We start from the raw sequence: 19580 nt of genomic DNA, 5'->3' as shown, positions 1-19580 counted from the left end.
ATTTTTTCAAGAAAAAAGGAAAAAACTCGAAAAATAACAAATTACACTACTTTTTTTGTGTTTTTTATATTAAATCTGTTATAGATTGACATTTTCCTTATGTATTTAGTCTAATAAAATTAAAGTTTATTTATTATCTTGTTTAAAATTTATTTATTTGAAATCATTCGTTTAAAAGTTTAGAAAAATATAAAAATAAAAAACGTCACTAGTTTTCAACCACTAGCGGCGTTTTTCTAAAAAAATCTTAAGCTACATCTGTACGGACGTACATCGCTACCCCAAAGAAGATAAATATAATGCCAACGGCTAATCAACCTAAAATTAATGCATATGGATTATATTCTGGTTGAATATTGGCAGTGAAACCAGTTGTTAATTTTTCAGATTCTAATAGTGATAACGGTAAATTAGTTTGCAGAGTTTGCAGCTGAATGTTTTGCCCATGTCAATCATTATGTAAGTTGGCCATAAACACCGGTTTATTATAAATAAACGCACCCATACCATTGTTGTTGATGGAGTCATTAATAGCCAAAGGAGCAATATTTAAATTTAAATTGCTTGCCATAATTTCCAAAATTGATTTATTAATTCACGGAAACTTATTAGGATTAGCATAATATTCTTGCATTGCTAAATATGTGGCTTGAGCAAATTTGATACTATCACCAAAGAATTTTAATAAAAATTCATTTCTTTGTTTTGCTGTAAAATCGTCAAAATTATTTGTAGTATTTTTTGCACATAGATTTTGCAAAATCGGACTGTAATAATAAGTTGACGGTAAAAATTTATGTTTGCTAAATGAACGTCAATTATTCATTAATTGATTTAATTGCTCTAAACGTTCACCAGAATAATAATATTTACTAAATTCATTAATAGAATTAAAGGTTTTAGTTTTTCATAAACCCGTTTGAGAGTCTAAATCGTAAATAGGGAACGTTCAACCATTAGTTTTATTCATTTCATAAACGGACTGAATGGTATTCGGCAATATAGTTAAGCCTTTTCTGTTTGCGCCAAAATTATAAAACATGTAATTGTTATAAGTTAGGATTAATTTATTTTTATTTAAGGTTTGAGTGTGGTTATCTACGATAAACTGATTTAAATTAACATCATTAATCTGTAAACGTCATCCTCTAAATTCAGATGCGTTAATAAATCACAATAATTGATCTACGTCATAATTTTTATAAAATTTTGAACTGTAAAGACGGTACATATCAATAAATTGATTTTCGATATCACCATATCCAGTTTGGTAATAATTAGAAGCATTAATCGCTTCTTTTCAATAATATTCACCCAATCGACTTAACTTCGCAGGAAAATCAGACACCTTATTGTAATCAATGATAGTTTCAGAAGTAATAGGTTTACCTTTGTAAGCCACTACATTAATTTTTTTAATACCATTAGGATGTTCTTTATCAGGTTTTACTACCAAGTTAACATTTTGAAATTGTAAATCATTCTTTTTAAAATAATCACTTGGTGTAGTTTGTGTAAAGTAATAAATTGATGATACTAACATTAAAACCGCTTGCAAGCCAATAGAAAGCATTACAATCAAAGTCTTTTTAGAAAATACAGTGAAGACTAAGGTTAAACCTGACCAAACCGTAAAGATAGTAAACGTCGCCACAAATAAGGATAATACTGTAAACGGCATCACATCATTAACGTTATATTCTGACCACTGAGTAAAGATACCTATAATCGCTGCGGCAACAGAAGCTAAGCTAATGTACGCCATTAAAATGAATATTTTAGACCAAATCATGGTTGATCTTGTAATTGGCTTAGAACAGATTAATAGTTCAGTCCCATCTTGTAAATCTTTTATAAAGATTTGGACCACTACTACTGAAGCTGGAATTACAGCGAAGAATACAAACATACTAATTAAGGATTTGAACTCCATAACCGAGGTAATAGATTCCTTCAACACCAGAGGTACAACGTATAAAATCAACGCAATAACAGCATAATAGAGGAGCGTTGTGATGTAAATAGACCACCTTTTAGATAACGAAGATAATAAAAATTTTGTATATTTTCAAAAAATCATTTAATCACCCGACTTATAAAAGATACCCGTTGACTCATCATCAACAGGTATATATATTATGGTAACTTATCCAGATATGAAGTTAACAGAATTTGAAACTTTTCCTGTTTTTTTCTGGTCTAGATTGATTTCATCTTTATATAGTAGTTACTCATAAAGTAACTTTATTATAACCAGATTTTAAATAATATCTTTTCTACGGTATAAGTGTTGTCCAGCTAGCAAGATAATAAAACTTGCACACAATCAAGCCACAATTAAACCAGTATTACTGTAAGTTGTCACTACTTTCATAGTTGTCGCAGTACTTAAATAACTTTCTGGCATTAAAGTGAAAGTAGAGTTATTTTTAAATCAGTATTCACTAAAGTCAGGAGCTAAAGTAGCAACTTGAGGTGCATCACTCACCACTCAATTTTTGGAGTTTTGGCTAGTTAAAGCAAATAATTGTTGTGCTGAACCAGCATAAGTTAAACTTTGTAAACCAATATTTAGCTTATCATTACTGTAATATGACATCGGTAAATTCAACACTCTTAACATTACTTCATAAGAACTTTTATTAAATTCTGGGAAATTATTAGGATGATTGAATGCTTCAATCATACCTAAATAAGTTCAGTATTGAAATTTTGTAAATTCTTTGTTGAAAGTGTTTACTATTTTTTTCAATTGACTATTATCGTCTTTTAAGATGTTTAAATTTTGTTGTTGTAATAAATAAGTAGTTAATAAAGATTGGTAAATAGTTGCACTACTTAAAGTTGATTGCAATTGGTGGGTAATAATTTTATGTGCAGATAAATTACTCATAAAATCTAAGTTTTGTGCAACAAATTGTGAATTATAAAAATATTTGACTAGTGCTTCAGGGTTTGCAAAAGTTTTAGTATTTCAATTTTGTGTAGCAGCGTTAAAGTCTAGAACAGGGAAGTTCAACGCATCCTTTAAATTTAAATTTCAGTTTTGTGTTCCGTTATAACCCTTAAACATTCTGCTACTTGTAAAACTTCTAGCAAACATCGGACCTAACATATCATTTAGATCTGAATTTGTGTCGATATTAGAAGCCGTGGATTTAGCCTTGGTAAAAATAACACTTGGATTAGCGGTTAATAAAAATTTTCTTAAATGCGGATGTATACCAGTGGTAGTGACGGATAAATCTAGAGGATCTAAATGGTCGTAAACCGCTGTTTGCACTCCACCATTTTTACTAAATTGCAATTGGTAGTAGGTTGAGTCACCATTTGCGCTAATAGATAAATGGTTTATCGTATTGTTTAAACCACCACTAATATACGTTTTGGTACTAATAAATGAAAACAAGGATACTAGTTGGTAGTTGAAGTCAATTTTTGTTAAAGTATTCAAGTTTGTTTCGCGATTAGCTCTACTTCATTCGTCATGAATGTAAGAGTTCAAATTCAACTGTTGGCTTTTTACAGTTAATCCATTTATAATTGAATCTTCTGTAATAGGATAATAAGTATTTTTACTATATCTATTAGCAACACCTAATCACTCGTATTGACTTTGATTTTGAGCATCAGGTTTAGACACAACGCAAACAGGCGCTACCCGAATTCCTTCTTCAACCAGTTTAGGTCCCGGTGCAGTCAAGACTAAAGAATAAACGATAGAAATAACCATTAAAGTTACGTTTAAAAAAATTGTTACTGTTAAAGCTAAGAATCTTTTATAAAACGCTGAAACCACAATAGAAATCGAACCCCAGAACAAGAAGTTCACAAATGTTCCGGTAAAATAACCAGCTAAAATGCCTTTGATAGGATCATTTTCGTTATGTGAAGAATATTTACTCCAAATGGCTACAAAAACCATTAACAACGAAATAAAAATAATCGAAACTAAAAATACAAAAATTTTACTTCACGTAACCGTAAATCTTGTGATAGGTTTCGACAAAACTAACAAGTCAGTTCCGTCTTCTACCCCAGTTCGAAAAATTTGCGTTCCTAAAGTAGCAGCAGCAATCGCGCCAAAGATCATGTTTAACATTAAGACACCCTTCATCTTAAACATTTCTGTTAACGACAGATGGAACAGAGAAGGATATAAATAAAGAAACAGCACCATAACCAGAATGAACAATCCGCTAGTTATGTATACTGATCATTTTCGCACTAACGTGGAAAATAAGAATTTCGTATATGATAAAAAGCTCATGGTGTGAATGTAATTTGTAGTTTTTTAAAAAATAAAATATAGTTAGTTTTTACTTGACAAGAAAGTGACTGATGAACCATGTTCACGAATTCATGCACCAAAGATGTCTTGATGATTAACTACTTGTTTAATTGTAAGATTCTTAGCTTGTTCTAGGACACTTTTTATACTAATATCTTCTTTAACTATTGTACTTTTACCATTTAAAGGGGTGTTAACAGTTAAACTTAGTTTTAACTGTGGATTTTTTTGTAAAATTTCTGTTATTTCTTTTTTGGTTAAATTTTGCTTTATTCCACCATTAATTAGTTGAGCATCAATTAAATTATTGTAATTATTTTTAGTATATAAAGGGTTTTTAATTCAAGCCGAAGATTGTACTTGTGGATTATTAGAATTGTTTAAATTAACAATTTTGAAGTAACATTGTTGACCTAAATAATTAAATGTTGCTTCATAATAGGTTTCTGTAACATCAAACGGAATAAATAATCCGTAAGGTGCTTGGTTTTTTAATTGCATTAATCCAAAGTAAATGCCTAATAAACCATTTTGCGGACCTAATACTAAAGAACCGGATGCCCCCGGTTTTAAAGCCATGTTTTTTACACCAGCAATAATTTCGTTGTTAAAAGAATAACCATTTAATTCTGGATAATTAGATAATAACGGATCCATAAACACCACTTGCGACATTGGTTTATTACTAAATTGTTCATAATCAGCATGTCCAGTGTGTCCGTCATAAGGATATCCACCAATCGTAACGGTTGGAGTTGTGGTTTGTTGAGCGCCTAAATATGGATTATTGTATTTAAGCTCTTGTTTGTGTTCATCAAAATAAGCAAATTGATGTGGTAAATTATGATCTTTTAAATTTACTTGAACTTTTAATACAGCCACATCATAATTAGTTTCTAATGCATAATCATTTAGTAAATAAATATCTCCTTTGGGTTCTTTCTTACTATATATATGGAAATTAAAATTAGAAACATCGTAATTTCAAGCAGATACTGTTCCACCGATTGGCTCAGAAGCCAAAGAAAGACTAGTATTAATTAAATAATTTGAATCAGAAGTTTGAATGTCATGAAAAAAGTGGTAATTTGTCATGATATAAAAAGTTCTTAAAGAGTTTTTAGGATTTTTTACAACATTTTCATCAAAAACAAAGCCAGTAGCAAAAATATTATTGACAGCAGTTGTCGCTTTTAGTGAAAGAGATAAATTATTAATTAATTTTGTGGTAGAATTTTTTGTGTTCTGATTAATTAGATTATGATTTAACGGTTTTACTGTTGAAGAACATGAGGTTAACCCCCATGTTAATCCACCAGCAATCGCTAATAAACCTAATGAAATTAAAAAATATTTATTTTTTTTAAAATTTGTTTTCATATTTCTAATTATAGTGTATAATATTTAAGTGTTAATCACAAAGCATTTAAAAAATGCGCCTATAGCTCAGCAGGATAGAGCATACGCCTTCTAAGCGTACGGTCGGGAGTTCGAATCTCTTTAGGCGCGCCATTTTAAAAATAACTCACCTTATTTAAGGTGAGTTTTTTGTTCCCTATGATAAAACAAGAATAATTGTTATATAGTACAATAACTATAGAACATCTTAACGTAAAGGGTGGTTATTATGGAAAATCCCGAAGTAAATAATCAATTTTATGATTATGCTTTAGATAATGAATTAGATATCGTGGACACACATAAAGTTAGTAGTGGTTACGATTATGCTAAAGGGGCACTTGTTATTTTAGTGTTCTTAAACATTATTTTTAATATTTTATGAATGGTTTACTTAGCTGATTTTAGTTGAGCGGTAAATCATCCTCATGATTTTAATAACTATGATAGCTATATTTGGTTACACCGTACCAATGCCATCGCTTTTGGAGTAACGGCAATTTGTACCGGTTTGATTTCAGCAATTATTGTCGGTTCTATTTGAAATAGTTTAACCAAAAAGAACTTTATTATTTGAATGACATTGGCACTTTTATCAAGTGTGATTCCGTTTATCCCATCACTTGTCTTATACTTTTATGTAGCTGGTGTAAAATTCAAGAAAAAGAATCGTAAGACAAACTCTAACTCACGTTAGAGTTTTTTTCTAGCTTATACTCACTTTTATGTCTGTATCGTTTCAGCTTCAGAATCATTAACTAACTTTGTTATAATGATAACTATTAATGTATTTTCGGAGTAAAAGATAATGGAACAATTTAGTTACGAAGATTTTAAAGAAGCCTGCAATAACCAAGGGTTATCAGGACGGGCACAAATGATTGATGTGTACTTAGCTGCCTTAAACACTTATAAAGACAAGTTAACTCATATTAATCCTAGTATCGCAATTACTAAAAATAATTTAGAAACCATGATTGAAAACTCTAATGACTGAATCTTAATCGGCGAATTTTTAGAAGATAACATCGGTTCTTACATGACTAAACCTAGCGACAAAGAATTAGACATGTTACGTTATGAAGGATTGCTATTAGCTGACCAAATTACAGCAGAAGAAGATAATGTCTTTCCTGATAAAAAAGTTTTGTTACAGATTACTGAACAAAACTTTGACGTACATAAACAAAAAACTTTAAGAATGGACTTTAATTTATTAGATACTTTACGTCGTAAATGAGAAGACGAAGTACATAAAGACAACGTTAGTTCAGTGATCGATGCTATGGATAAAACCACTTATTTATTTAAAAATGTCGATATTCGCAAACAAACCCAAAAAGAAGACCAACTGTTTGCTGTTATTAGCATTGATGACACTCCTTACAACTTGTGTGAACACGGCATGACATGATTATTAAATACTGGTTGAACTTACAACTTTATCAAAGTTAACGATACTTTAAAGGCCTTTTACAAAAAACATAATTTAAGTTACCACTTCTCCTATGAAATTAGTTTAGATAACTTAAATTATGGACTAAGAGAAGCAAACGGTAGTATTTCTGATTTATACTTAAGAATTAAACAAGTGAAATCTAAATACGACGTCAGTTTGTTAAATAAACTAGAACGTGAAGATATGTCTTTCTTTAAAAGATTAACTATGTCTGAAAAGAAGATGAATAAAGAAGTTTTATACTTAATTACTAGTATTTTAGACGCCAATAAAGACTTAATGGAATCATTAGCGCACAAACTGAGCTTCTTAAGAAAAGCAATCATTTTAAACGACTTGAAAGATAACCGCGTAGGCGAATAATCTCAGAGAAATACTCTTTTTTAAAGAGTATTTTTTAATACACTAATTTAATATTTTTTTAAATTACTGAAAACTTCATCTGGCTCAAAATATTTGCTTTCAAATCTTTGTGCTATTTTTACATGTTGAATGTTTTGCATCGCTTGCCATTATTTAATTTTATAAATAATTTTTGTGTAATTGTTATCAGTGGATTATATAATAAATGTGCATTTAAGAAGGTAGTTATAATACTTTATAAAAACCTCTTAGTTTCAGATTATAAGTAATTTGAATCCGGTGGAATCGTTTCTTTATAAAGAGACGGTTCATTTTTATTGTGTATCAAAAAAACGTTAACTGGATAATCCTCTGAATTAAAATACTCCATCTTTTAATTCATAAAAAGATGGAGTTCTTTATTGTAACAACAAGGCAACAGTTGGATTTTAGACTACTACCAATTTATAAAATTGTGCAATATTATAATTTAAAGAATCTGAAGTACAGAACTTTTAACTAAGAAATAAAATAATAACCCAACACTTAATGTAAGTGTTGCAGTTGTTATTTAAACTCAAGATACCCCATTTTTTCAATTTTAGAAAAATGAAATATTTATTATGTTGATTTTATTTTTGGTGAGCTTTTTTTAATAAAATCTTTCCGACAAATTTAGGACACATACGGTATAAATTAATAACGTGTTGTAAACTTCTCGGGATTAAAACTGTTTGTTTTTGGTGAGACAAGCCGTTAATCACTTTTTCAGCTACAGTTTGTGGCGTTAATAAATTCTTTTGGAATCCAGAAGAATAGTCAGTGTGCTTGTCAGCGTTAGGAAAGAAATTAGTTTTTACTCCTGCGGGATGAATAGTTAAAACGTTTACGTTGTGTTTTGCAGTTTCTAATCTTAAAGCGTTAGCATAACCTAAAATAGCATATTTAGTGGCCGTATATGTTGCACAATAAGGTAACGGAAAGAAAGAGACAGCTGATGCTAAAAAAACTATTTGACCAGACTCTTTTTTGTACATTGAAGGTAAGACCATTTTAGCTAGTTCTATTGGTGTAAGTACGTTAGTTTGAAACATTTTTTGTTCTTCTGATGCTGAAATAGCTGTACTTTGGTCAAAAGTGCCGTAACCAGCATTATTAATTAACACATCCACATTTTCACAATGTGGTCTTAACGCTTCTACTTCTTCTGGTTTACTTAAATCGCAAATAACCTTCGTTATTCTTACTTTAGTTGTGTTTAAACCAGCTAGTAACGCATCTAGCTTTTGTTCATTCCGCGCTACTAAAATTAAATGAACTGAATAATTTAACAATAATTGGAGAATCTCTTTTCCAATTCCGTTAGTACAACCAGTTAATAAAATGGTTTTATTATTTAAATCGTAAGTATTCATGAACTAATCCTTAAATTAATTGAGTGTATTCACGTAGGCTAAGCAATCTGGAGCATATGTTGGTAGGATAAACTTAGTCACTAAGTATTCGACAGCCACCATTGCTCTTACGTCATTTTCGCAATAAATAGAAACATTTCTTACTAAAGTATTTCAGTCTTCATCGCTTAATGTTCCGTAAAATCTAGCCATAGTTTTTTGTTGACAAACTAACCCATTACCAATTGCTAGAGTTTTATAATCTTTACAACCGGTTTCTTCAAAAATTTTCGGTTGGTACTTTTCTACTAATGGTAACACCTTTTTAATTGAATAGAACCCACCTAATTCTTTAATAAACACCGCTTCTTTTTTTGTGCTAATTGAGAAGAAATCTGCTAAGTCAAAAATGTTTTTATTAATACATTTGACTTTGTCTCAGTATTCTTCTTCATTAATAAATTCAGCCATTTCTGTTAGCCGTAGTGTTTCGAAGTTTTTGTTATACACTACATAGCTGTAGTCTTCACCTTCATATAATTCATCAATAACTGCTTTAAATCAAGGAATATCAATGAAGTTAGGATCACGGACCATGTTAATACATTTTTCGTTTAATACGCCATGACCGTGATCTTTAATCACTGAGTTTTGCGTAATGGCTTGAGTAAATGGTAAAGATTTATCAATCGCACGGATAGATGGGTTAATTGATTCAAAGTCAAAATAAACTTTTTTAGGTTTTAAAGTTTTTAAAATTTCTACTGTTTCTTTTTCGTCAACAGTGAAGTTTGGAACTTTAGGATTAACGAATCTTTCGTGATTTTTCTTATAACGGTCCGTATCTTTTGCTTTCCCATTTAAAAAATCTTCAATTTCGTTGGTATCTAATAAATTTTCATCTGTCATTCTTTGTAAATTACCGGCTGACATATCTAATACATTACCAGAATAATTAAAGAACAAGTAGCCTTTAGCTAAGTAGAGTTTTCTTAACACTAATCACATATCAGTGTTTTTGAAATCTGATTTATCTTGTCTGCTAGGTGTAAAATTTCCGGGAATATCATTCATTGTCATTTTTGACTTGTGCTCTCACAAGTTTAGAATAACATCATTGAATTCGTTTATCGTATTTTCAATTAATACTTTTTTCCGGTTTTTAATGGCACTATTAAAGATTTCTTCATCGAATTCTAATTCAAATAATTCATCAAATAATGGGCCACCAAGATCAGTAACTAACTCTTCTTTTTTGTTTAATTTATCAAAAGGTTGAGCTAATTTTTTGGCTTGTTTTTGTTGCAAGTCATAATGATTTTCTTTAGTAATGCTGACACTTTTACTTAAATTCACTCTATCAGTTAAGATAAATGAAACTTGTTTTCTCAACAAACGTTCGTACTTAATTAAACATAGTTCGTAATGTAAGAAATAGTCTTTAGGATTAAAGATAGTTTCTAAAATTTTGTGTTGGAACAACAAGTCTAAAAAGTGGTGAATTTTGACGGATGAAGTGGCCTTGGTTTCAATAATATTGATGTTTTTACCACACTTAACTAAGGCGTCACATTTAGTCGCAATTTCTCTTTTTTTATCAATAAAAACTGGTTGGAAAATGATGACATTTTCGTAGTTAGCTAGTTTTTCAGCAGTATACACTGCTTGTTGTTCTAATTTCACACCTTGGTAAATTTCATCAAAGTCAAAGATATTGTAGTCCACATCTAACGTATTATCTTCTTTAGTATAGTGGCGAATAATATAAGCCTTGGATTCTTGGTCGATGATTCTCCCTTCCACAATTAAAGGGTTCACATCATCGACGTGTCTTAGCTCATCTAAATATTGTTGGAATTTTGTCTCATTACCTGTGTAATAAGGCATTTCTTCTTCGTTTTTTAAAACCCTGTATAATTCGTAAGAATCAACTTCTGCTTCTTCGTTTTCTTCATCATCTTCTTCATCTAAATCGTTTAGATGGTGACGATCATGTGCTAATTCGTATTGTAATTTATAAGCTGCTTCTAACTCCGCGTTACTAAAAAACCACATTGCTGGTTGTTTGGTATAGTATGCCAAATAGTCATATTTGGTAACGTAATTAGACTTTTTCATAATTATTTATGATTACGGTATCATTCAGTAAACACGTTGTTACCGTTTAATAATTCTTTGATTAATAATGGTTTTTTGTTAGGTAGTTGGATTTTAGTTAAAGCGATATCAAAGTTTTTAGTGGCAATATAAATTGCTTCTTTAGTAATTTGAGAAATTTCTCCAGGAGCCACTTTAGAAGGAATACTTGTCATTTCAGCCGCGTGAATTTTAATTAATTCCCCTTGGTAGTTGAAGTTAGCCATAGGTTTGCTAAATAAACCTCTAATTCATTGGTCTACAACATGTGCTTCATTATTGAAATCTACAATTTCTTGTTCTTTAGTAATGTTGTAACCGAAAGTTACTAAAGCTTCATATTGAGCAACAGATGGAATGTCTTGTTGTAACAATAAATGGAAGTCTCTTTGAATAATGTCGTAACCTAATTGTTTTAATTTGTCATATAAGCTGGCAGTAGTTTCTCTTGCTGAGATTGGACATTTCATTTGTGAAATAATGTCGCCCGCATCCATTTTAGAGACCATTTTCATTAAAGTCATGCCTGATTCGGTTTCACCATTAATAATGGCTCAGTGAATCGGTGCTCCACCTCTTAATTTTGGTAATAAAGAAGCATGCACGTTAAAACAGCCATATGTTGGAATAGCTAAAATTTCTTTATTAATAAATTGACCAAACGCACAAGTTACGATTACATCGGGTTGTAATTGTGCAATTTCTTCAGTAATTTCTTTAACTTTATTTGGTTGTAATACCGGAATATTATGTTCTAAAGCTAATTGTTTAACTGGTTGATAAATAATTTCTTTTTTACGGTTCATTAGTCTATCTGGTTGACAGACTACAGCGATCACTTGAACATCTTGTAAGTCTAATAAAGATTGCAATACATATTTGCCAATTTCTGGCGTTCCCATAAAAATAACTTTTGTCATTGTAAACCACCTTGTTATTTATAAAATTTCTTTAAAAAATGAAGTTTGTCTGATGTATAAGGTGCATATCTTGCAGGTACATCAATTCTTGAGGCTTTGACCATTGGTTTGAGTTGGCTGAATGTAGTCACTGAATTTCATTTATGATATTGACCCACACCTGAATTTTTAATACCACCAAACGGTGACATTTTATCGCAGTGTACCAACACGTCGTTTTGCACAAAAGCGCCGGTTTTAATATTTCAGAATAATCAGTTAAAGAATTCCTTGTCAGTCGTAAAAGCGTAGCTTGCTAACGGATAATTGTTTCTTTGCACGATATTTAAAATATCTTCTTTTGTCTTAAATGTACAAATCGGTAAAATTGGACCAAATATTTCTGTTTGCATTAAATCAGAATCTAATTGCTCTTTAGTAACATCAACAATTGTAAACCCTAATTGATTATCGTTAGTTTTCAATTGAGCTACAATATTTTGTCCTTGTAATAATTCATTAAATTTAGCCAATGATTTTTTGTTCACACTGTAGGCAATATCTTCACCTTGTCTAGCAGCAGGATATTGAGTATTAAATTCTTGAATTAAGGCTTCAATTAGTTGTTGTTTGACTGACTCTTGCACAATTACATAGTCTGGTGCTACACAAGTTTGACCGTTATTCACCATTTTGCCTCACACTAAACGTTTAGCTGTAATGTTAACATCAAAAGTATCGTCCACAATTACCGGACACTTGCCACCCAATTCTAAAACTACCGGAATTAATTTACTACTGTAATTTTCATAAATTTTGCGTCCTACAGCTTCTGAACCAGTAAAGAAAACTAGGTCAGGATCTAAGCTGTATAACTCATCGTACAAGTGTTCAGATCATGTTTCATCCACAATGCAGCATTGTTCTGGACTAAATGTTTCTTCAATAATCGTTTTCATAACTTGTGTCACAGCTTTTGTGTAACTAGCTGGTTTTAAAATTACCGTATTGTTCATTGCAATGCTGCCAATTAACGGTACCATTGATAAATTAAACGGATAATTATATGGCGAATAGATAATTGTTGTGCCATAGCCTTGTCTACGAGTAAATGTTTTTTGGTTAATGATTCATAACGGATCATAATAACTTTTTGTACGATAAATTTTATTTAATTTTTTTATAAATCAGTTTAACTCATTTAACGCAATGGCATACTCAGTTAAATACACTTCTTGTTGACTTTTATGAAAGTCACTTTGAAAAGCATCATACAAATCTTGCTCATGTTTTATCATGTTACTTCTTAACATAATTAATTGTTCTTTTAAACGCAACACATCAGGTTCTTGATGTGTTTTAACATAATTTTGTTGCGCTTGAAATAACTCTAAAATAGTCATCAGATGTTTCCTTTCTCAAACGGTTGAAACCATGAAAATGTGGTTAGGTTACTCACCATTAATTCATTTCTATTATTATATAGAATAATGAATTACAATTGAATATCTACATTTTAAACATTGATACGATATAATATTTTAGATATACGTCACCCAAAGGGGTTAGGAAATAAATGGATACAATCTCTCAATTAGTTAACTTAACAACAGCCAGCGACGGATTAAATAGTAGTAACTTATTCTACATTATCTTAATCATCTTACCGATCGCTTTAATTATCTTCTTTATTATTAAAAAGAAAAAAGGTAACTCTAACGACAAGAGTCCTAACGGTAACCGTTTAAAAAACAAACAAGAAGCTGACGAAGTTTGATTAACTATTAAAAGATACTTAAGAGATAAGTCAGAAAAAGGTAAAGAAGTTGTCGATTCTTACGTTGTTAAACGTCCTGATCCGTTCAATGTGTCAGCTATGACCAAAGAACAAAAGCAAGAATGAAAACAAAAACAAAAAGAATTTAAAGCTTTAAAGAAAACCGACCCTGACCAATATAAGCTAGAAAAAGCAAGAATTGCCATTCAAAAAAGAAAAAAACCAGCTGAGTTATACGTAGTATTATTTACTACTAAAAATACTAAGACTGGCACAATTGATAATCCTAGAGCCATTGAATGTGAAGTCACTTACAAGAAAATCAACAAAAATAACCGTGAAAGAATCATTGTTATTAACAAGTTGTTAAACTACGACGAAGAAATGAAGTGAATTCAACCAATTAAGGCGAAAGATGACAAGCAATGAGCAAAACAATTGCAACGCGAACAAAGAGTAGAAGCGAGATTAAAAGCTAAAAAAGAAAAACAAAAATTAAAAGAGCAACAAAAGAAAGATGCTCAAAAACTTGCTGAAGCCGAAGTATCACATCATTAGTCTGATAAGAAAAAAAGAGTTAACTCTTGGTTTATTCCACCAAGAAGTTAGCTCTTTTTTAATCAACCATTTTTTGTCATGGTTTTTTAATTTTGAACTTAAATCTTTCGGACTTGCTAGCCGGTTGTGATTTGTTATAAAGTTCCAGCAAGACATAAGAGTGTTCTTCTAATTTTTTGATATTCGCTAATAAAGTAGCGTTGTACTTCTTTAAAGTCTCAACCAATTTTCTCTGGTTTTGTTCTAAGTTAGCATGTAAATTGTTTAGTTCAGTTTCATCTTCTGCTTGAGCAATTTGCAAACGGTTTGTTTTCACTACTTCGTTAGCCTTAGCAAAATCCTCATTGTGTTTAGTGATGTCTTTTTCTATTTCTTCAATAATTACATCTTCATATTCACTAATTTGAACCATATCTGTATACAACATTTCGTTTTGCAACATAATATCAGTCACGTTAGAACCTTGGTCTTGTTTTAAAATAATAAACTTTTTGAATAGAAAGTCAATGTTAGGTTGTGTTCTGAAAATTGGATTAAAAAATTTAGGATAATCATTCACAAATTTTTCGACGTAGTTGTCAATTTTATCTCTATACTTATCAAAGTATTTTTTATATTCCTCATCTGAACAAGGAATATTATTATCATTATGATAATGTAAATAGAGAGAAGTTAAGGCGTAATAATCCTTTAATTCTTGAGGCATAAAATGATAAATCATTTGACCTTGCCAACTTCCGTTCACAAATGACATAACTCTTGCAGAGTGTTGAGACTTAAAAATTTGAGTTTCAGTAGTACCATTAAAAATCTTCCATAGGTAGTAGATCTTCTTTTCGTAGTACATTCTGACTCTTAAAAAAAATTCTGCAGTTATTTTCATAATGAAATGGTTTCCTTTTTAGAAACTAACTTCATTATACTAGACAAATGCATGTTAAGGCGACTAGTAGTATATTTTCTGTTTTACACAAAAAAACAAGTAATTTTATTTTTCAAGAAGATAACATAAAAACTATCTAGATTTTTGTGGTCTAGATAGTTTTTCAAAATATCATTTAAATTACTTTTAATTTAATTAAAATCCGAACAGTTTGTTCGATAAATTTTTTATATTCAATGTTGTTGTAAGTGTGGTCCAGCTGTTTTCATTCAGTTTCTGTAAAAATTTCGTAATACTGATCAACATTAATTTGTTTTCATAATTCTCTAGCGATAATTTCGTAAGTTTGTTGCTTATAGTTATGATCTAAAAACATATTTACAGTAATGGCGGACACGTTCATTACTTGTTCGTTCGCTAAATTATATGGCGCTTGAATTTGGTTTAACACTTCTTGTGCACAATATAATTCTTCTCTATTAGGTGTGTACTCACGGTCTAAGAATTCAATTTCGTTTAATAATTGGAGCTTCTTAAACTGAGCAATTTCTTGAATGAAATTAAATTCATTTAATGTGTTGATTAAGATATTCGTTTGTGTTGACCAAACTAATAACTGTTCGCATAACTGGATTAAAGCTTTAAGAGCAACCGGCGGTCAAAGTTCTAAGCTATAACGGTCATCTGCTAAAGAATTTAACCGATTTTCGGTTAGTAAACGACGGCTATTCTCAATTAAGCATTGTGAATCACGTATTCAGTTTTGTGCAAGATTGTGGATTCAAACGAGTTGTTGGTTTGGTGCAATTTGTTCTTGGAACCACCCAAGAAAACTTTCTATTGATTTAAATGTTTCAGCTACTTTTTTTATAAATGAGGCGTTATTTTTCTTTCATTCCAATAAATATTTAGTTTGTCAAACTTTCACTAAATCTTTTTGGAAGTCGTTAATTACAAACCAACCATCACATAGCCTCTTATTTTGAACTTTAAATTTCGATGCTAAATGTTCTAATTTACCTCTTTGACTTTGTAGAGCAAACAATTCTGTTTTACTTAAACTTTGTTGTGTTAATGCTCAGTTATCGGATTTTAACAACTCGTCATACACAATATTCCATTTATTAATTGACAAAATAAACTGGTGATAATTTAATAAAATTCGTGAATAACTTAAAATTAAATCAATCATCTCTTCGTTCATGACGGTCGTTTGATCATTGAATTTGGTACTAATATATTTCCGAAATTTCTTTAACATAATCATGTTGTCAGTCAATTCGTAACCGTCTTTATTACTTTCGTTAGTTACATAATTATAAAACTCTTCCAAAATTTGGTTAAATAGTAATAATTTAGTTTTCAAACTATCTTTTTGGAACCGCTTAATTAAATCGTTCATTGTAGTTTTGCACAATTTAAACGATTCTCAACACGCAGTACGACACTGAGTAATATTGTTACGTAAAACGACCGCTCGTTTAAAATTATTTTTAACTAAAGCCTGTTTCAAGTCATGCAGTTGTTTAGCTCAAAATTCTTCATTTTGGTATCATGTTGCTAAATACTTTTTATTGGTTACAGTATCACATTCTTCTTTTTTTAACAGGTTTTCAAATCAAGCGTTATCAAACGAAGCAGAGACATATTTGTAATGTTCAAAATCCAGAACTAACATTTGGTATTCTTGGTTTAAAGAGCGTTTTTTGCGACAAATAAACACAAAAATACCAAACAGAGTTAAAAACAACCCAATAAAAATTCACATTGCAATGAGAGCGCTTAGATGCATGAATATGTCTTCCTTTAATTTAGTTAGTCGTCTTTGTCATATAAACAATCTTGCAATAATTATAATGAATATTCCTTATATTTAGAGGAAGACTAAACAAGCATTGCATTTAAAGGGGTTATTTTGTATAATTATTAGAGCACTCAGCAAATTAGTATACATAAACCTTAGTACGTAACCTCATAATTTCATTAAAATACATTGGTTGCCCGTTTAGAAAGTAAGAATGCTGATTCTTCTGAAATCTTTAATACGTAATAACTTATGTAGGACTAATTCTTTTCAAAAGGTTGATGTGCACACAATAAATAAGCCTATAGAAGGATATATAAACATGCGTTACACAGGAAGTTTATACAGAAAATCTCGTAGATTAGGATTTTCTTTATTAGAAAACAACAAAGAATTTACTAAAGGTAAACAAAGAACAAGTCGTCCAGGTCAACACGGTGCAAAACGTGCTAAATTATCAAACTACGGACAACAATTACAAGAAAAACAAAAATTAATGTACTTATACGGTATGAATGACCGTCAATTCAGAAGATTATTCATCATCGCTAAAAAACGTAAAGGTGCAACTACTTTAAACTTATTACAAGTTTTAGAATCAAGACTAGACTCATTAGTATTCAGAGCTGGTTTAGCTCCAACTAGAAGAAGTGCTAGACAAATCGTTACACACAACCACGTATTAGTTAACGGTAAAAAAGTTAACATTCCATCAATTATCTTAAACGTTGGTGACAAAATTGCAATCGCTGAAAAATCAAAAGCAATGCCTTTAATCGCTAACACACAAACAGCTGCAGCTCCTTTCATTAACTTAAACAGAGAAGCTTTAGAAGCTGAATTCATTAGATTACCAGAACGTGAAGAATTATCTTCAGAAATCAACGAATCATACGTTGTTGAATGATTCAACCGTTTAATGTAATTTAAACTCATAACCAAAAACCAAAACCAATATCAACCAATATTAATTAATTTAAAAAATCCCTTTATACCTAGACAACTTGTAAGAAGTGTCTGTATAAAGGGATTTTTACACATTCTTTATGATATTTTATAGTTTTACAAACTATAATGAAAGATGTGAGATATTTTAGAGAAGAAAAAGAAAGTGTAAAATATCTTGCCGTTAAAAGTGAGTAGGTAGGAAATACAAACTTTTAATGTGAACACAAAGTTTTCCTACGGGATTATTTTGTTTTCAAAAAACATTTCAAAAAAGGAATAATTCCAAATGACTAACAAACAACAAACAATCTGAAACAACACCACAGGTGTTGCTAACGACTATGCAAAAGACCCTTTTGGGGTCACTATTTATAAAGGTGCTCTTGGACAAGAACATAGCGAATACGGATTTACTTTGGATCATGTGTGACCCGAAAGTAAAGACGGTTCAAGTGAAATTGAAAATTTACAATCTACTTCTTATCAAGTTAATTGAAACAAAGCTGATAAAATGGCTGGTAAATTAAAAATTTCATATAGAGACAACCGTAATAATTTGGTTACTTTAGAAAGAGTATACCAAGTAGTAAAACGCCCTTTCTATAATCGTAGTAACGGTAAAAGAATCGGAGCTTATAAGTTAAAAATTGAAATTTATGACTTAGAGCTAAATGGTTATAGAAGTATGGAACAATTTTTAAACATAAATTTTGATGTTTATAGAGACGGATTCGCATCTGACTTAAACAATAATTATTCAGTAATTATTGTGGATTCATACGGTTTAGTAAAATATAACGGCCAATGATATTATAGAGAACTAGACCCAAATAGACACGAAGGCACAGTTGCTTTCAAATCACAAACATCTTGAAAAGCATATAAAGCTTAAGAGCATTCAACACAACTCGCGGTTATTATCCGTGGGTTGTTTTTTTACGCCTTCTAAAGTTTTTATACGAAAATGTATTATAAGAAAAATCTTTTTATTAATTTAGAGGGTAGGGTATATTTATGAAAACAAATAGTTACACATTAATACAAAATTATAAAATTAACTGGCAAAATCCTTATGTAGATTTTATAGACCACTTTAAAAAAGTGCATTCACAATCTGTACACAAGACAAACCAAAACTGACAAATTCAACTTTTAACATTACAAAATTTGTCAAATTCATGATGTAGTAGCAATCAAACAGAACAAAGGTTAGCTCAACAACTTCAAATATTGCAAAAACAATTAGCCGCAATTGATTTGCACAACATACAAGAGCAAATCAAAGATTTAGAGCAACAACGAGAAAATTTGCTCTTTTTTATGCAAGGTTCACGCACCAGCTGTGACCAACGTCAACATTATCAAGCCGTCTTATATAAAGAAGTGACACCCAAACTCACTCATTTAAAAAGTGTTTGAGAGACACAAAATCATCTGGCTAATGATTTGTATTCAAAAATAGTTAATCTTGAAAAAGAGCAAACACTTATTAACAATCAACTACATAAGAATAAATTCCAAATTCAATTGACAGTAAACAAACTCCTTAGTATTCTCACAGAAACTCTTTGGAAAAATTAGTTAAAGTTATTTTTTTATTCCTAAATCTTTTTACTAATTTTGACTATAAATTTAGAAGATAGCATATAATGAAGTCAAAGGAGCTTTACATTAAATACATTTAAAATTCT

The 19580-nt window shown here is 30.3% G+C and carries 15 protein-coding genes and 1 tRNA gene; 7 read left to right on the top strand and 9 right to left on the bottom strand.

Translation table 4 applies throughout. From position 1 onward, the window contains the following. Positions 1-247: 247 nt before the first annotated feature. From ABWU82_RS00180 to ABWU82_RS00170, 3 genes are all read right to left on the bottom strand, one after another. Positions 248-1933: an ABC transporter permease gene (locus ABWU82_RS00180; protein ID WP_353289491.1), complete on the bottom strand. Its 1686-nt coding sequence runs from the start codon at positions 1931-1933 to the stop codon at positions 248-250. A gap of 327 nt (positions 1934-2260) precedes the next feature. Then, positions 2261-4117, bottom strand: a complete 1857-nt coding sequence (locus ABWU82_RS00175; protein WP_353289490.1) for an ABC transporter permease — start codon at positions 4115-4117, stop codon at positions 2261-2263. 195 nt (positions 4118-4312) lie between these two features. Next, positions 4313-5671 carry a hypothetical protein gene (locus ABWU82_RS00170; RefSeq protein WP_353289489.1) on the bottom strand — a complete coding sequence of 453 codons (1359 nt, stop codon included), beginning with the start codon at positions 5669-5671 and terminating at the stop codon, positions 4313-4315. Positions 5672-5726: 55 nt separating this feature from the next. Here ABWU82_RS00170 and ABWU82_RS00165 point away from each other — a divergent pair. From ABWU82_RS00165 to ABWU82_RS00155, 3 genes are all read left to right on the top strand, one after another. Continuing rightward, a tRNA-Arg gene (locus ABWU82_RS00165) sits at positions 5727-5803 on the top strand. A gap of 115 nt (positions 5804-5918) precedes the next feature. After that, on the top strand, positions 5919-6386 hold the full coding sequence (locus ABWU82_RS00160) for a hypothetical protein (protein ID WP_353289488.1): 468 nt from the start codon (positions 5919-5921) through the stop codon (positions 6384-6386). A 111-nt stretch (positions 6387-6497) separates the two neighbouring features. Next, positions 6498-7511: a hypothetical protein gene (locus ABWU82_RS00155; RefSeq protein WP_353289487.1), complete on the top strand. Its 1014-nt coding sequence runs from the start codon at positions 6498-6500 to the stop codon at positions 7509-7511. 611 nt (positions 7512-8122) lie between these two features. Here the strand turns inward: ABWU82_RS00155 and ABWU82_RS00150 are convergent. The 4 genes from ABWU82_RS00150 to ABWU82_RS00135 are packed head-to-tail and all read right to left on the bottom strand — an operon-like array spanning position 8123 to position 13322. Further along, positions 8123-8905 (bottom strand): SDR family NAD(P)-dependent oxidoreductase, encoded by a 783-nt coding sequence (locus ABWU82_RS00150; protein WP_353289486.1) that lies wholly within the window; start codon positions 8903-8905, stop codon positions 8123-8125. A gap of 15 nt (positions 8906-8920) precedes the next feature. Then, complete coding sequence (locus ABWU82_RS00145; protein ID WP_353289485.1) at positions 8921-11002, bottom strand: DUF2779 domain-containing protein; 2082 nt, start codon at positions 11000-11002, stop codon at positions 8921-8923. Positions 11003-11004: 2 nt separating this feature from the next. Next, positions 11005-11940 (bottom strand): methionyl-tRNA formyltransferase, encoded by a 936-nt coding sequence (fmt, locus tag ABWU82_RS00140; protein ID WP_353289484.1) that lies wholly within the window; start codon positions 11938-11940, stop codon positions 11005-11007. A 14-nt stretch (positions 11941-11954) separates the two neighbouring features. Next, complete coding sequence (locus ABWU82_RS00135) at positions 11955-13322, bottom strand: aldehyde dehydrogenase family protein (protein WP_353289483.1); 1368 nt, start codon at positions 13320-13322, stop codon at positions 11955-11957. Between the two features lie 173 nt (positions 13323-13495). Between ABWU82_RS00135 and ABWU82_RS00130 the strand changes: the two genes are divergently transcribed. Next, the gene (locus tag ABWU82_RS00130) at positions 13496-14254 is read left to right on the top strand and encodes a DUF5385 family protein (RefSeq protein WP_353289482.1); all 759 of its coding nucleotides are present in this window, start codon (positions 13496-13498) and stop codon (positions 14252-14254) included. A gap of 58 nt (positions 14255-14312) precedes the next feature. Here ABWU82_RS00130 and ABWU82_RS00125 read toward each other — a convergent pair whose 3' ends face one another. Both ABWU82_RS00125 and ABWU82_RS00120 read right to left on the bottom strand, forming a co-directional pair. Further along, a complete protein-coding gene (locus tag ABWU82_RS00125; protein ID WP_353289481.1) occupies positions 14313-15137 on the bottom strand; it encodes a coiled-coil domain-containing protein in 825 nt (274 codons plus the stop codon). Between the two features lie 175 nt (positions 15138-15312). After that, positions 15313-16929 (bottom strand): hypothetical protein, encoded by a 1617-nt coding sequence (locus ABWU82_RS00120; protein ID WP_353289480.1) that lies wholly within the window; start codon positions 16927-16929, stop codon positions 15313-15315. A gap of 334 nt (positions 16930-17263) precedes the next feature. On the opposite strand from ABWU82_RS00120, the gene rpsD reads away from it, so the two are divergent. The 3 genes from rpsD to ABWU82_RS00105 all read left to right on the top strand — a co-directional run bounded on the left by rpsD (position 17264) and on the right by ABWU82_RS00105 (position 19470). Continuing rightward, entirely contained in the window at positions 17264-17866 is a 603-nt protein-coding gene (gene rpsD, locus ABWU82_RS00115; RefSeq protein ID WP_353289479.1) for a 30S ribosomal protein S4, read from the top strand. Between the two features lie 309 nt (positions 17867-18175). Further along, positions 18176-18781 carry a hypothetical protein gene (locus tag ABWU82_RS00110; RefSeq protein ID WP_353289478.1) on the top strand — a complete coding sequence of 202 codons (606 nt, stop codon included), beginning with the start codon at positions 18176-18178 and terminating at the stop codon, positions 18779-18781. 122 nt (positions 18782-18903) lie between these two features. Then, positions 18904-19470, top strand: coding sequence for a hypothetical protein (locus tag ABWU82_RS00105; RefSeq protein WP_353289477.1), 567 nt, complete (start codon positions 18904-18906; stop codon positions 19468-19470). Positions 19471-19580 lie beyond the last annotated feature (110 nt).

Origin of the sequence: Ureaplasma ceti, from assembly GCF_040369755.1 — a bacterium.
GTDB classification, from domain to species: Bacteria; Bacillota_I; Bacilli_A; order Mycoplasmatales; family Mycoplasmoidaceae; genus Ureaplasma; species Ureaplasma ceti.
Note: the sequence above shows the minus strand (reverse complement) of the source record. Positions and strands in the feature narration are given on the sequence as shown.